At 44.3% G+C, this 14,352-nt stretch carries 11 protein-coding genes; 2 read left to right on the forward strand and 9 right to left on the reverse strand.

What is annotated here, in order from left to right; translation table 11 throughout:
* Positions 1–7 precede the first annotated feature (7 nt).
* The 5 genes from pknB to priA form a co-directional block, all read right to left on the reverse strand.
* Positions 8–1,975 (reverse strand): Stk1 family PASTA domain-containing Ser/Thr kinase, encoded by a 1,968-nt coding sequence (gene pknB / locus ABUE36_RS08135; RefSeq protein ID WP_421016553.1) that lies wholly within the window; start codon positions 1,973–1,975, stop codon positions 8–10.
* Positions 1,972–2,718 (reverse strand): Stp1/IreP family PP2C-type Ser/Thr phosphatase, encoded by a 747-nt coding sequence (locus ABUE36_RS08140; protein WP_017261780.1) that lies wholly within the window; start codon positions 2,716–2,718, stop codon positions 1,972–1,974. The genes pknB and ABUE36_RS08140 overlap by 4 nt, the downstream gene beginning before the upstream one ends.
* A gap of 11 nt (positions 2,719–2,729) precedes the next feature.
* Positions 2,730–4,127 (reverse strand): 16S rRNA (cytosine(967)-C(5))-methyltransferase RsmB, encoded by a 1,398-nt coding sequence (gene rsmB, locus ABUE36_RS08145; RefSeq protein WP_421016554.1) that lies wholly within the window; start codon positions 4,125–4,127, stop codon positions 2,730–2,732.
* Positions 4,127–5,092, reverse strand: coding sequence for a methionyl-tRNA formyltransferase (gene fmt, locus ABUE36_RS08150; protein ID WP_421016555.1), 966 nt, complete (start codon positions 5,090–5,092; stop codon positions 4,127–4,129). The genes rsmB and fmt overlap by 1 nt, the downstream gene beginning before the upstream one ends.
* A 62-nt stretch (positions 5,093–5,154) precedes the next feature.
* Positions 5,155–7,581: a primosomal protein N' gene (gene priA, locus ABUE36_RS08155; protein WP_421016556.1), complete on the reverse strand. Its 2,427-nt coding sequence runs from the start codon at positions 7,579–7,581 to the stop codon at positions 5,155–5,157.
* A gap of 404 nt (positions 7,582–7,985) precedes the next feature.
* Between priA and ABUE36_RS08160 the strand changes: the two genes are divergently transcribed.
* Positions 7,986–10,697, forward strand: coding sequence for a glycoside hydrolase family 65 protein (locus tag ABUE36_RS08160; RefSeq protein ID WP_421016557.1), 2,712 nt, complete (start codon positions 7,986–7,988; stop codon positions 10,695–10,697).
* Positions 10,698–10,752: 55 nt separating this feature from the next.
* Positions 10,753–11,427, forward strand: a complete 675-nt coding sequence (pgmB, locus tag ABUE36_RS08165) for a beta-phosphoglucomutase (RefSeq protein ID WP_421016558.1) — start codon at positions 10,753–10,755, stop codon at positions 11,425–11,427.
* Positions 11,428–11,536: 109 nt separating this feature from the next.
* Here pgmB and ABUE36_RS08170 read toward each other — a convergent pair whose 3' ends face one another.
* The 4 genes from ABUE36_RS08170 to gmk all read right to left on the reverse strand — a co-directional run bounded on the left by ABUE36_RS08170 (position 11,537) and on the right by gmk (position 14,093).
* Positions 11,537–12,046, reverse strand: a complete 510-nt coding sequence (locus ABUE36_RS08170; protein WP_421016559.1) for a YbhB/YbcL family Raf kinase inhibitor-like protein — start codon at positions 12,044–12,046, stop codon at positions 11,537–11,539.
* Between the two features lie 38 nt (positions 12,047–12,084).
* On the reverse strand, positions 12,085–12,870 hold the full coding sequence (locus tag ABUE36_RS08175; RefSeq protein WP_161001422.1) for a Cof-type HAD-IIB family hydrolase: 786 nt from the start codon (positions 12,868–12,870) through the stop codon (positions 12,085–12,087).
* A 329-nt stretch (positions 12,871–13,199) separates the two neighbouring features.
* Positions 13,200–13,442 (reverse strand): DNA-directed RNA polymerase subunit omega, encoded by a 243-nt coding sequence (gene rpoZ / locus ABUE36_RS08180; RefSeq protein ID WP_017261772.1) that lies wholly within the window; start codon positions 13,440–13,442, stop codon positions 13,200–13,202.
* 3 nt (positions 13,443–13,445) lie between these two features.
* Positions 13,446–14,093, reverse strand: a complete 648-nt coding sequence (gene gmk, locus ABUE36_RS08185; RefSeq protein WP_421017480.1) for a guanylate kinase — start codon at positions 14,091–14,093, stop codon at positions 13,446–13,448.
* Positions 14,094–14,352: the final 259 nt, after the last annotated feature.

Consider the following 14,352-nt stretch of genomic DNA (forward strand, 5'->3'; position numbering starts at 1 on the left):
ACTTCTCCTAATTTCCTGAGGTTACGCTATGATCCGCCATAATTGTATGACCATCACGCTTAATGACGTATTCGCCTTCACCATTGGTCGTTGTTGTAAATGGCAGCGAAACATCTGTATCTGATGAAATTTGTAACTGCTGATACACATCCGTTAATTTCTTGTCGTGATCCTTGATATAAATTTTAATATCATTCGTCCCGGTTGGATCATTACTGGGTGCTTTGTACGGAATTGTGAGATTGACATGGAAATTATGCAACGCTGGTCCAGATGACACTACGGCTGCGAACGTTTGACCGGCTGAAATCATGCTGCCAGACGTCGGTGCCTGACGAATAATTTTGCCCTGAGCGACCGTTGTCGATGTTTCATCACTAAACGTGACAGTCACACTGTGGTCTTCTGCCCACTGCTGCACTGCCGTCTGCTTATCACCGGCAAAGTTCGGCATTTTATAGCGTTTAACCGTTGAGCCATGAGAAGACCCACTGCTAACAGTAAATGTTATGGTGCTGTGACGATAAACCGTATCGCCTGGCACGACATCTTGATCAACAATGACCCCGTTAGCCGCGTCAGCCGTATATTCATCAACACGTGTTGCTGTTAAGCCCAACTTCTTTAATTGGCGCACAGCCGTCGTATACCGTTCACCGGTATAATCGTCGACGCTAATCTTTGGCCGTCCTGAACTGACGATCACGTTGACCTTTGCCTGCTGCTTTGTCTGTGAACCAATTGCCGGCGTAGCCTTGATAATTTCACCCTTGGCACGCCGTTCACTGGTTACCTTAGTTTGCTTGCCCAAACGCAACTGGTTGTGTTTCAACACCTTGGCTGCTTTAACTGGCGTCATCCCTGCGACGTTGGGCACCGTTACCTGACCAGGGATCAACCAGATCCACGCTAAAACACCCAATATTAAGACGACGGCAACACCAAACAGCCATCCGAATAGTTTACGGGCTCGCGCAGGCGATTTTCGACTTGGTGTATCTGCCACTTCAGCAGCTGCGGAAGACGGTGCCTGACGCGAAATTTGACTATCAGCACGTTGTTGATTGCTCGCTGCCAATATTTGATCAACTGGAATCACCTTAGTGGCACCGTCGTCGACAATTCGCGGTTCAAATCGTTTTTCGTCACGCCGTTCCGGTGACAACGCCGTTGCTAAATCGTTGGCCATTGCCTGAACAGATACGTAACGATCTGAAGGATTTTTTGCCGTGGCGTGAAGAATAACATTTTCTAACGGTTGCGGAATTCTGGAGTCATAGTCGCGAACCGATGGCATGTTGCTCTGCGAGTGCTTCAACGCAATTGACACAGCTGTTTCGCCTTCAAATGGTACGCTGCCGGTCAACATCTCATAGAGAATAATCCCCAATGAGTAAATGTCACTCTTTTTGCTAGCCATACCACCACGCGCCTGCTCAGGGGATAAATAATGAACCGATCCTAACACGGTATTAGTCTGTGTCATCGAAGACTCACTGCTAATTACCGCAATCCCGAAATCCGAGATTTTTAACTGGCCAGACTGATCCACCAACACGTTTTGCGGTTTTAAATCACGGTGAATAATACCATGCTCATGAGCAATGCGAACCCCATCCAAAATTTGTTGCATGAGATTAACAACGGTCGGATAAGGAATCGGAAAATGATTGCGAATATACATTTTCAAATCGGTTCCGGAAACATATTCCATGACCAAATACTGCATTCCGTTATCTTCGCCAACGTCATACACGCTCACAATATGTGGTGACACGAGTTCACTTGCGGCCATTGCTTCGCGTTGAAAGCGCCGTTCCGTGGAAGGATCGTCGCGTAAGTCCAAACGTAATAACTTAACGGATACATCCCGATCCAAAATCAGGTCATGTGCCAGATAAACATCGGCCATCCCGCCTTCACCTAGCGGACGAATGATTCGGTAACGACCCGCTAATGTGTAGTTCGGCCTCATGAGGCAGTCACCTCACCCTCGGCTGAAATCAGTAATACCGTGATGTTGTCTTTGCCGCCAGCCTCGTTTGCTAAATCAATCAACTGTTGACACTTCTCCTGCAACGTCAGATTTCTCTGCAAGACCGCCTGTATTTGAGCATCTGTTACCATATTGGTCAGCCCGTCAGAACAGAGCATAACAACATCGTGCGGTTGAGCGTGATACAAATTAATATCAATATCCGCTTCATCATTGATGCCTAGTGTCCGCGTAATAATGTTTTTCTCGGGATGAGTACGCGCATCCTCTTCACTGATTTGTCCCAACTTGACCAGCTCATTAACTAATGAATGGTCTTCAGTTAATTGAGCAAGCTGTGCATTACGCAGTAAATAACCACGTGAATCCCCAATGTTGGCTAACAAAAACTGTCGTTGAAAAATGATTGCAACAACGATGGTGGTTCCCATGCCGTTTAAATCTTGATATTGATGTGCTTTTTCAATAATGGTGTCATTTTCTTGTTGAGCCTCGCTAGACAGCCACTTGGCCGCAGTTCCTGGATCAGTGAAAGAGGTGTCCTCAAACCGACTCCCCATGTGTGAAACGGCCATTGTTGAGGCCACATCACCACCCTGATGACCACCAATGCCGTCCGCCACAATGGCAAATTCAAGTCCCGACTGGTTCCGAAACATGCCGACATAGTCTTGGTTGCTTTCTCGTTGCCGCCCAATATCTGACAGATATGCTACTTCCATAAGCCAATCACCTAATCGTTGTCATGACGTTTTCTAAATGCACAAACAAAGAACCCATCGGAGTCAAAATCATCGGGATAAATGGTCAACCAAGGTGTTGACCGATTTTCTTTCAGATGATGAACTGTCTCCACTGATACAAGTTCAAAGTCTTGATGTGCTTTGACAAACGCAGTTGCCACGTCATCGTTTTCTTGTTTCAAAATGGTACAAGTACTGTAAACTAGTATACCGTTTTTCTTCAGCGTCGGTGCTACTGCATCAAGAATTGCTAACTGAATCTGCTGAAGTTGTTTGCTATCCGCAAGTGTCTTAGCATAACGAATTTCTGGTTTTCGACGCAACAGTCCCAATCCCGAACATGGTGCATCGACCAAGATTCGGTCAAATGCTTCATCGCCAAACTGTTGAGCCGACTTTCTAGCGTCCAATTGTTCCGCTGTTACTCTGTCTGCAACCTGCATCCGACGCGCATTTGCTTCAATCAGTGCCACTTTATGTGCATGTAAATCCAGTGCCGTGACATGCCCACCCTGCGATGGGTTCAGGTGAGCGGCAATTTGCGCTGTCTTTCCGCCTGGGGCAGCGCATGCATCCAACACAGCATCGCCAGGTTTCGGAGCCAAAGCTTCAACAGGCAGCATCGCGCTTTCGTCTTGAATCGTAATAAGCCCCTCATTAAAAGGTGGTGTACCTGCGGGATGACCAGCGTTGATTCTTAACCCTTCTCCGCTGACTTCACTGTCCGTCCATTTCAAACCCGCCGCAGCAAGCTGTGGCAAAAGTGCCTGTCTCTCTCCAAGCGCTGGATTTAATCTAACGGACTGAAACGCTGGCTGATTAATACTGGCTAAAATCTGCTTTGTCTTATCATCACCAACCGTTTTGCGCATCTGCTGGACCCATGGCATGGGCACGCTATAAGTCGTACTCAAGCGCGTCAACGGGTCTTTAATTGTTGCTAAATCAGCAAAGCCATGTCGCTCAACCGCGTGCAAAACACCCGTCACAAACCGACGAATACCTTCATGCCCACGTTGTTTGGCAATCTGAATGGTTTCATCAAAAACAGCACGGGTTGGCACCTTGTCCAAATACTGCATTTGAAACAGGGCTGTTCTAAGTAAGATAAGAACCCACGGTTTAACCTTGGCTGGTTGTTTAATAAACGGCTTTAGCCAAAAATCCAGTGTCATTTGGTGCTGTAAAACGCCATAGACGATTTCTGTACATAAACCTGCGTCCACTGCCGATAACTGAGCATCATCCAATGACGCATTTAAACTTAGATTTGAGTAACCGCCCTTAGCTACGTTTTCGAGCACTGAGACGGCGACAAAACGTGGATTTGTTTCGGCATTCACCTGTTTGCTAACGTGATCAGACTGACTTTTAAGCTTTGTTGCCATTAATTTGTCGCTCCAAACTTCATTTTCATGATTTGTTTACCAACCTCAAACTGCGTGTCCGCACCGTTCAGAAAATCAGTAATCGCCATTTGCGGATGGCCTGCTGGTTGCAAGCGATTGATTCTTAGAACCGTCCCCAGACCAGCAGCAACGTCTAATTCGTGCTTAGTTCGGTTAACAACCGTTCCTGGCGCCTGAGTCGTCTGCTGATCAGCCACTACTGTAACATCCAAGATCTTTGTTCGAACATTATCCATGACTACATAGGCAGTCGGAAACGGCCGCAAGCCACGAACTTGCCAATCAATTTCACTGGCCGTATGCGTCCAGTCAATTTCTTCTTGAGCACGTGAAATGTTGGGTGAGAATGTGACCGCTCGTTCGTCTTGTTTAATTCCCTCAACTGGACCATCGATTAACGTCGGCAACGTTTTTAATAACAAATCCCGGCCCGCCAGACTCAATTTGTCAAACATCGACCCTGTATCATCTGCTTGAGTAATTGGACACTTAACTTGTGAAATGACGTTACCAGCATCCATCCGACGAATCATGTACATAATGGACACACCTGTTTCTTCATCACCGTTCATGATGGCATAGTGGACTGGGGCGCCGCCACGATAAAGCGGCAGCAACGAAGCATGGACGTTGACAGCCGCTATCTTAGCCGCCTTCAATAGTTTTGTCGGCAGGAACTGACCGAATGCAGCCGTGACGATAAAATCAGGCGCAATGTCAATCACCCGTTGCATTTCCGGTGACTTACTGACTTTCTCCGGCTGAAGAACTTCAATATTGTGGGCCAAGGCCACTTTTTTAACCGGTGATGGCGTTAAAACATGTTTCCGGCCAACTGGTCGATCTGGCTGTGTCATCACCGCAGCAACATCATATTTTTCAATCAATGATTCCAAAATTGGTGTAGAAAACGCCGGTGTTCCCATAAATACAATTTTTGTCATGAATTTGCTCCTTATACCTCATCTTTATTATTCGAAATTACCCAATCCTGGGCACGCCCTCTTTAAATAAAGCTCTGCGGTTCCATATCGATAGCAACTTGCAGACCATTACGTTGCTCACGCTGCGCATCGTCCAAAATGCCATTCAAAACTGACTGCAGTTTAGGCTCTCGCTTATATTTTAAAACAATTTGATAGTAATAACGATTTTTGATGCGGGCAATTGGTCGTGGGGTCGGTCCTAAGATAATTGTATCCGGTGACAAGGTCTGTTTAAGCTGATCGCTCAATTCAAACATTTTCTTAGCAGCAACACCCTCGTCTTTGTCACTGGCGGTTATCAAGGCCGTGAAAAAGTATGGCGGATAATTACCCATGTGGCGAATCCCCATTTCCACCCGAAAGAATCGTTCGTAATCTTGTGTTTTAGCCAGTTGAATGGCGTAATGATCCGGATTAAACGTTTGAATCAAGACTTCACCCGGCTTGTCAGCCCGGCCGGCACGACCACTGACCTGTGTTAACAATTGAAAAGTCCGTTCGCTTGAACGGAAATCTGGCAGTCCCAACGCAGTATCCGCATTGAGTACGCCCACCAGTGTCACATCCGGGTAGTCTAGTCCCTTGGCAATCATTTGCGTACCCAGCAAGATATCTGCTTTGTGTTGCCCAAATGAATTGAGAAGCTTTTCATGCATCCCCTTGCGGCGCGTCGTATCAACGTCCATCCGAATAATCCGTGCATCTGGCAGCAAACTATTTAACTCCACAGCAACTTTTTCGGTACCAGAGCCATAATAGCTGATGCGTTTGCTGTGACAATTTGGACAAATTCGTGGGATTGGTTCCTCGTGACCACAGTAATGACATTTCATTGTGTGACTATCCATGTGCAATACTAGCGAGATATCACAGTTTGGACATTTTAAAACGAAGCCACAATCGCGACACATCACAAAGGAAGAAAAGCCGCGTCGATTTAGCATTAACACACTTTGTTCATGTCGTTCCAGCCGAACTTTTAACGCTTCTAGCAAAGGCGTAGAAAAGTTACTTTCCGTATGTGCTTTAAGTTGCTCGCACATATCAATGATTTTTACTGGTGGCAATGGCTGTTGGTTGATCCGGTGTGGCAATGCCAATCGGGTGTATACGTGACGTTCAGCGCGTGCGCGACTTTCTAGAGATGGCGTCGCTGATCCCAAAACCACCGGGGCATGATGGCGTTTAGCACGCCACAACAACACGTCGCGGGCGTGATAGCGGGGATTATCTTCTTGTTTATAACTTGTTTCATGTTCTTCATCCATCACAATCAAACCAATATTTGTTAATGGTGCAAACGCCGCCGAACGGGCGCCAACCACGACGGCCGCTTCATGTCTTTCAATACGGCGCCATTCATCATACTTTTCGCCAGCGCTTAAACCACTATGAAGCACTGCTACTTGATGACCAAAACGACCTTTCACCCGGTTTACCATTTGTGGCGTTAGCGCAATTTCTGGAACTAACATCAAGGCCGTCTTGTGTTGCGCCAATGCGGCCGCGATGCTTTGCAGATAAACTTCGGTTTTCCCAGAACCCGTGACACCTTGTAACAAGAACGTTTTAGGATCATGGGCATCAATTGCGTCAGTTATGGCATTAACGGCACTCTGTTGGTCAGGTTGCAAGGCTAGTGGCGCCGTCTTAGCAATTTGATGATCGGCGTATGGATCGCGATAAACCTCGCGTTCACTTAATTCAGCCCACCCTTTCTTTGCGGCGGCCGTAAAATCAGCGCGCGTTAATCGTTCATCTGCGAGTACATCCTGTAAAGGACGTGCTTCTTGCAAGTCCATTAACCTAGTCAACACCCGCAATTGCTTAATTGCATTCGGACGGACATCCTTTCGCGCGGTTTCAATCTCAGTTGTTGATAATACTGATTTTACCCATGTGGCTGTTTTAACACGAGCGCGGTCAGCAACCTGATACTCAGCATGAATAATCTGCCGCTGTTGTAACTTTGCCAATGCGTCTGTTTGCTCATCAGTTAACGAAACAGCCGTAAAATCCAAACGCCGTTGATCATCAAATAATGAGGCTAACTGAGGATCATCAATTGATGCATCTGCAACGAGAAACTTATGACTCTTAGTCTTTAAGGCTGCTGGGAGCATCGTTTGAATGGTTGAAATACGAAATGCAAACGTATGTTGAGCCATCCAGTCACTTAACGATAGTAATTCTTCATTTAAGACGGGTGCTAAATCTAATAAGGCGCCCAGTGGTTTAAGTTCGCCACTGAAAGTATCATCTAAAGTGTCTGCGTCACTGACGGCGACAACCATGCCACCGACTTCGCGGTGACCTTGTCCAAACGGAACGGCAACGCGCATTCCGGGCTGAACCGCATCCGTCAGCGAATCTGGAATTAAATAAGAATAAGGTCGGTTCGTTTGCATTGTTGGCACATCCACAATTACCTGTGCAATTTTTGCCATCACGCGTTCCTTTCTGATCATTGCTAGTAATTGCTAGTCTTAATCTCAATTTTTGAGTTTCAATGTGTTTTTGTCTTTTCCAATTGTACCAGACATGACAAGTACTATGCCGTTTCAAGTCGCCAATTTAATCCATCATAATATGAGGTGCGGTCATGGATGATCATTTCACTAACAAAAAGCCGTACGGCCAATGATTTTACGGTCAAATGCCGCGTAAATAGTTTGTGTTGCAAATTTAACCCAGGCAACTTTGATCAACGTTTCACCCGTCAAACAAACTTGATCATAATAGACGCACTTTTTTCAATGAAATAAGACATTAAGGTTGAGAAGTCACAAAATTAAATTTACGATAATAGTAGATGCATTTACATCACATACTTTTTAGGGGGTAAGGCAATATGCGTACGTTTTCAGTCCGCGTCCTCGATGACGCCTTTGAGCTCTCCTACGTACCAAACGGAAAAACAAACGCGACAAAAACAATTACCATTGTGTGCGATCCTGATGTGCCCATTGGTGAAAATCTTGAGAAGATTCGTGAAAAACTGGCCGGCATCGATTTCGATGCCGCACTGATTGAAAACCCATTGGAATATGATTTTTCAGATACCATTATTGGGGTCAATCACCAGCGAATCGACATGGGTCTAGCATTGTCCAACATGCTGAACATCCCCGTTGTCAGTCAAGAAACGGCTAATCGTAATGGCTTAGCCGAAGCCATTGAAAACAAGCGTCAATACAATCAGTGGCACCTTGATTACTACGGCGAATATGCAGCAAAACGTAATTACGGCCAAGAAGCAATGCTCACCATTGGTAATGGCTATTATGGTTTACGGGGTGCATACTTGGCAGCTAATGCAGATGTTGACAATTACCCTGGCATGTATGTTGCAGGTTTATACAATCAGCTAACCACCAAAATCAATGGTCGTGACGTGGTGAACGAAGATTTAGTTAACTTGCCAAACGCCCAGTACCTGTCCTTTAGCATCGATCATCAAGAACCGTTTTCCGTCAAAAAAGAAAACATTTCTGACATTTACCGTTCATTAGATTTACATACAGGTGTGCTCACTACAACAATGTTGGTATCCTTACCAACTGGCCACTTGCTCAAAATCTGTGCACAACGGGTCGCCGATATGAATCAGTGGCACCGTTTTGCCATCCGTTATGAAATCACACCCATGAACTTTGAAGGTACTGTCACCGTTTTCTCAAGAATCGATGGTAGCGTTACTAACGCCAATGTAGATCGTTACAAATCGTTCGATGGTCGTCATTTCGACGTCACCGAAACCACCATTAATGTCTCGGATGCCATGCTCAGCGGTCAAACCAAAACTTCCAAGATCGCTTTTTCAATTGGCAGTCGCCTTTCAAGTCAAGAAATAACGCCATCAACAAAGATAAATGAAAGCGTTACCGATGACGTCCTCGAACAAAACTTCTCGTTCCAAGCACAAACTGGCACGACTTATGTTATTGAAAAAGCGGTTGCTATCAACACATCCTTGGAAACCAAGGATGATTTAAATAACGCCGTTACATCAGAATTAGACGGTGTCACCTTTAGCGGTATCGTGCAACAAAACGCCAACTTCTGGAATGAAGTTTGGCAAGACAGTGATATTCAGATTGACGGGGATTTGACTGCCCAAAAGTTAACACGAGTTAACATTTATCACCTATTCGTATCTGCTTCCCCAATCAGTAATCCGCATTTAGACGCCTCTGTCGGGGCTCGTGGGCTCCATGGGGAAGCTTACCGGGGTCACGTATTCTGGGACGAATTATTCATCCTGCCTTACTACACCTTGCATACGCCATCCCTCACCCGCCAATTGCTCATGTACCGCTACAAACGTTTGGACGCTGCTAAACAAAATGCGGCTGCTGAACATTATGACGGTGCTATGTATCCTTGGCAGTCGGCGCAATTCGGGGATGAACAGTCGCAACTGCTTCACTTTAATCCCGACAGTGGCAAATTTGATCCCGATAACAGTCGTTTGCAACGCCATGTTTCATTAGCTATTGCTTACAACGTTTGGCTTTATTACCACTCAACTAATGACACCGAGTTCATGACCAAATATGGTCTGGAAATGTTGCTTGAAATTGCCCACTTCTGGTCCAGTAAGGCCGTTAAAAATGACAACGGTCGTTATGATATTAAAAATGTCATGGGCCCAGATGAGTTTCACGAAAACTATCCTAATGCCGATGAACCTGGCCTAACAGACAATGCCTACACCAATATCATGGTAAGTTGGCTGTTTACAACTTTAGTCAACATTCATAAGGCAATGCCAGCCAAGGACTGGTCAACGGTCACAACCAAAGTCGGACTTAACGATGATGATTTCAATCTTTTTGATGACATCGCTCATCATCTAGCATTGGACATCAATAAAGATGGGATTATCGGTCAGTTTGCTGGCTACTTTAAATTGCCAACGCTCGATTTTGAAAAATACCGTAAAAAGTACGGTAACATTTCGCGGGTTGACCGGTTGTTAAAAGCTGAAGGCAAATCACCGGATTCTTATCAGGTTGCCAAACAAGCGGATGCCTTAATGGCTTACTACAACCTAAGCTTTAACACGATTGATAATGTTCTGAAAACCTTGGGCTATAAAATGCCAGGTGAATATCTCACTAAGAACATCGAATACTACTTGGCACGAACCACTCACGGATCAACCTTATCAAGGATCGTCTATTCAGAATTAAGTCTGATCGACGGCAACATGGATCAGTCATTCGCTTTCTTCAACACCGCTTTACGTTCTGACTACTATGACATTCAGGGTGGCACAACTGCTGAAGGCATTCACCTTGGTGTTATGGGTGCCGTCTTAATGCTAGAATTGCGTAACTATGGTGGTGTCAATGAATTCGAATCTGAATTGTCTGTTGATCCACACTTACCAGAAGATTGGCACCGTCTCGCGTTTAGCGAACGCTTTAAGGGTGTACTATATAAGTTTGATCTCACCCACACTAGCATTCATGTGACTGTAGATAAGCCAGCTAAACTCACGGTTCGCGGGCAAGGGTTCTCAGTTTCACCGGACAAACCCTTACAATTAAAAAATTAATTGCAGGTGTTCAAACGAATCATCAAATTAAAAATTATTTGCGGAGGTTTTATTAATGACAAAGTTTGCGGATTTAAAGGGATTTATTTTTGATTTGGATGGCGTAATTACTGGTACGGCAAAGTACCACGGACAAGCCTGGCACCAACTAGCTGACGAACTTGGTGTGACCTGGACCGAAGAACTAGCTAATGGCTTAAAAGGCGTTTCCCGAATGGATTCCTTGGAAATGATTTTAAAGGCCGGCGATAAAGAAAATGACTATACCCCGGAAGAAAAAGTTGCCTATGCAACAAAGAAAAACGACAATTATCTGTCACTCATCAAAAACATGACACCTAATGACGTCTTCCCTGGTATTAAGGAGTTTTTAGATGATTTGATTGCCAACGGTTACCAGATTTCCTTGGCTTCTGCTTCAAAAAATGCACCAACTATTTTAGGTCATATTGGTTTGTCCGACTACTTTACCAAAATTGTTGACCCTGCTACCTTAAGTAAGGGTAAGCCTGATCCAGAAATCTACACCCGGGGCGCAGAAATTCTTGGCTTAGATCCATCTGTTTGTGCTGGTGTGGAAGACGCTGCGGCCGGAGTAGCTAGCATCAACGCCGCTAATGAAACCTCTATTGGAATTGGCGATAAGCAAGAACTAAGCGCTGCTAATGTTATTTTTGCTGACACTAGTGCATTAACCCTTGATAATATCAAAGCACAAATGGACAATTAATCGACTCAAATTAATACGGGATAATAAGTTTCAAAAACGACTTACCGATTTCATAATCGATAAGTCGTTTTTTTGATTATCTTAGAACATAAAACAAAAGCTGCACCTATTAAGAACGCCCAAGAAATGTTGTCTTGGTAGTTTCTAAAACATGCCCCTTAATTGCCCGATAAAACTCATTTAACCAATAACCGTTTTGCAGTGGCAATGTGGTATCTAAAGCGTACCCCGTGACCGTATAGACATGATCACCGTTTGGCGGCGTTGGACCAACGTAATGCCGTGTAATTGCCGGATCCGTTTGGTGAATCAGACCACCCGCCGTACTATTATTGCCTTGAACAAAGGCTTCACCTTCACGGCGGCTGGCATCCTCTTTAAGTTCAGCGTGCTCAGCAGACAGATTAGCCCCAATCCAATGAATGTACGTAAAACCTGAAACAGGAATCGCGTCATCATCTAACAGTTTCCATGCAACGGTTTTTGTACCTGCTGGTAAATCAGTGAACGTCATCGGAAATGAAATCACCGGTTGGCCTGCGTACATTTCATCCGGTTGAGCATGACGACTATAACGGTCACCAATGTACCCATTTTCAGTTGGAATTTTAATCTTCATGAATCTGCTGCTCCCTTTCTGAATGTTTTTTATCGGCATCATTTACTCGCGATGAGTTGATAGTGCCTTAAGCCGTTGACAATTCCATCCGTTGTGTTCGTCGTAGTAATGTAATCGGCGACCTTTTTATCACGGGGATTACCGTTTCCCATAACAATGGCTGTATCAACGCTAGCAAACATCTCAAGATCGTTTAATTCATCCCCAAATGCATAAGTATGAATACCTTCCAAATGAGCCTGTTGAAGCAATTTTTCTAACCCACTTCGTTTGGTAACGCCGCTCTTCATGGTATCCAAACAGACCGGATTATTTCGCACCAAAGTTAATTGACCAGCAAAATGCTCGTTATAGAGATCTTCCTTGTCACGGTTAAAAACATTTAAAAAGTTAATGGGATGCTTAAGGTAATATTCTGGATCCACCGTAATCGATAAGCGCAGCGCCTTGTAGTTGTTAACGATATCATCCGTTGTCTTGGTCAATGCAAAACCTTCATTGTTGTAATAAGCAACGGCGTCACCCTGTTCATTTGCAAACGCTGTGAATGATTCGATAAGCGATTGATCAATTGCTTCGCGGAATAACTCTTTACCACGATACTGAACGTACGACCCATTGGCGCTAACCACCGTGTCAATGCCCGTTTCATCCAATACGTCCTGAATCTCAAAGATGTTACGGCCTGTTGCAATCACTGGCAAAATATCGTGTTGTTGCATTTCCTTTATCGCAGCAATACTTTCAGGCAGAACATTTTTTTGATCATCAAACAGTGTTCCATCTAAATCAAAAAAAACAACTGCTTTAATTTCCGTGTTCATGAGAACAACCCCCTCGTTTTCACTACCCTTTAAGCATAGCGCATTCTGGAAAAAATGGCATTGTTTGACTCCCTCCAGTCAAGATTTTTTGAAGTCTCTTATTTGTGAATTGTCAATGAGTGAAAGCCGAAGTCTTACCATGGGTTATATTTATCAGGTTTCAAACGGCAGCAACGCCAATTCGAAAGGACCAGGCAGCGCTAATGATTATTTAAAAGAAGGCGAAACTAAAATGACCCTATTCCTACAATTTAGGAATAGAATCATCGTGTGATAAAAATTAATTTTTAAACTGAATTTGTTGCCTAACTCTTTTTTAAAGAACGCTATTATTGAACAGTTGGTTTAGGTGTTGAAGTACCTAAGTCTTCTTCGTGGTCAGGATCAATTGTGACTTCACCAGCCTCAACCTCTTCAAGCGCCTTGCCGACGGACTTAACTGATTGATAATGTGGCAATAATTCCTGTGCGCCAGCGTCTAACTCATGTGCCCGTTTGGAAGCTAACATAATCAGTGAGTAACGTGAGTCAACTTTCTTTAAAAGCTTATCTACTGATGGATATAAAATCATAATTTAAGCGTCCTTCCCATTTTCCGTCTCGGTAACCTGCTTTGATTCTAACATTTGTGCATAGTCTGCGTAAACCCTAGGCACCCGCAAACGCTCCGCTCTAATAATTTCGCGGATTCGATCAACAGCAAGATCCACTTTATCATTAACGACTGCGTAATCATAGTTCCGCATCATTTTAATTTCTGTAACAGCCTGGTGAATACGTTCGTTAATAACTGTCATGGTTTCTGTACCACGGCCGACCAGCCGTTGTTTCAATGCCATTAAATCAGGCGGGGTTAAGAATATAAAAACACCGTCAGGCATCTTCTCACGAACTTGCATGGCACCGTTGACCTCGATTTCAAGAAAAACATCTTTTCCAGAAGCTAAGGTATCCTTAACATATTGCATTGGTGTTCCGTAATAGTTATCGACATACTGAGCATATTCAAGCATTTCACCGGTTTCAATGTTGTGCTCAAACGTCTCTTTGCTCACAAAAAAGTAGTCTTTCCCGTTTACCTCACCTTCCCGTGGCTGACGGGTAGTCATTGAAATGGAGTACTGAAAATCAGTTCCTCCCTGGTCAAACATTGCTTTCCGAACTGTTCCTTTACCAACCCCTGATGGACCAGAAAGAACAATTAACATTCCACGTTTCGGCATCGACTGCTTCGTTCCTTTCATCTATAACCTAAAAAAGAATTTAACAATTATTTTGCACTTTTTTTGCGTCAATTTCAAGCGTTCAACTACGACATTTGCCGCTAAATATGCCGTTTTAGAAACTTTTGCATGAAAAGTGTCCCTTTAAAAAAGCTTGTTAACAGAATTGAAATTTATGTTTGCATTTTTTGAACGCGTGTTCGTATAATATAAATAGTCAAACAGACGTTCGCTATCACGAACGGATTGTCGAACGTTA

It is taken from the genome of Furfurilactobacillus cerevisiae (assembly GCF_048961765.1).
Classification (GTDB): Bacteria; Bacillota; Bacilli; order Lactobacillales; family Lactobacillaceae; genus Furfurilactobacillus; species Furfurilactobacillus milii_A.

Coding starts and splice junctions, on each gene's coding strand:
- rsmB (WP_421016554.1), bottom strand. CDS start 4,127: ATGGCAACAAAGCTTAAAAGTCAGTCTGATCACGTTAGCAAACAGGTG.
- ABUE36_RS08160 (WP_421016557.1), top strand. CDS start 7,986: ATGCGTACGTTTTCAGTCCGCGTCCTCGATGACGCCTTTGAGCTCTCC.
- rpoZ (WP_017261772.1), bottom strand. CDS start 13,442: ATGATTTTATATCCATCAGTAGATAAGCTTTTAAAGAAAGTTGACTCA.
- ABUE36_RS08175 (WP_161001422.1), bottom strand. CDS start 12,870: ATGAACACGGAAATTAAAGCAGTTGTTTTTTTTGATTTAGATGGAACA.
- priA (WP_421016556.1), bottom strand. CDS start 7,581: ATGGCAAAAATTGCACAGGTAATTGTGGATGTGCCAACAATGCAAACG.
- fmt (WP_421016555.1), bottom strand. CDS start 5,092: ATGACAAAAATTGTATTTATGGGAACACCGGCGTTTTCTACACCAATT.
- ABUE36_RS08170 (WP_421016559.1), bottom strand. CDS start 12,046: ATGAAGATTAAAATTCCAACTGAAAATGGGTACATTGGTGACCGTTAT.
- pgmB (WP_421016558.1), top strand. CDS start 10,753: ATGACAAAGTTTGCGGATTTAAAGGGATTTATTTTTGATTTGGATGGC.
- ABUE36_RS08140 (WP_017261780.1), bottom strand. CDS start 2,718: ATGGAAGTAGCATATCTGTCAGATATTGGGCGGCAACGAGAAAGCAAC.
- pknB (WP_421016553.1), bottom strand. CDS start 1,975: ATGAGGCCGAACTACACATTAGCGGGTCGTTACCGAATCATTCGTCCG.
- gmk (WP_421017480.1), bottom strand. CDS start 14,093: ATGCCGAAACGTGGAATGTTAATTGTTCTTTCTGGTCCATCAGGGGTT.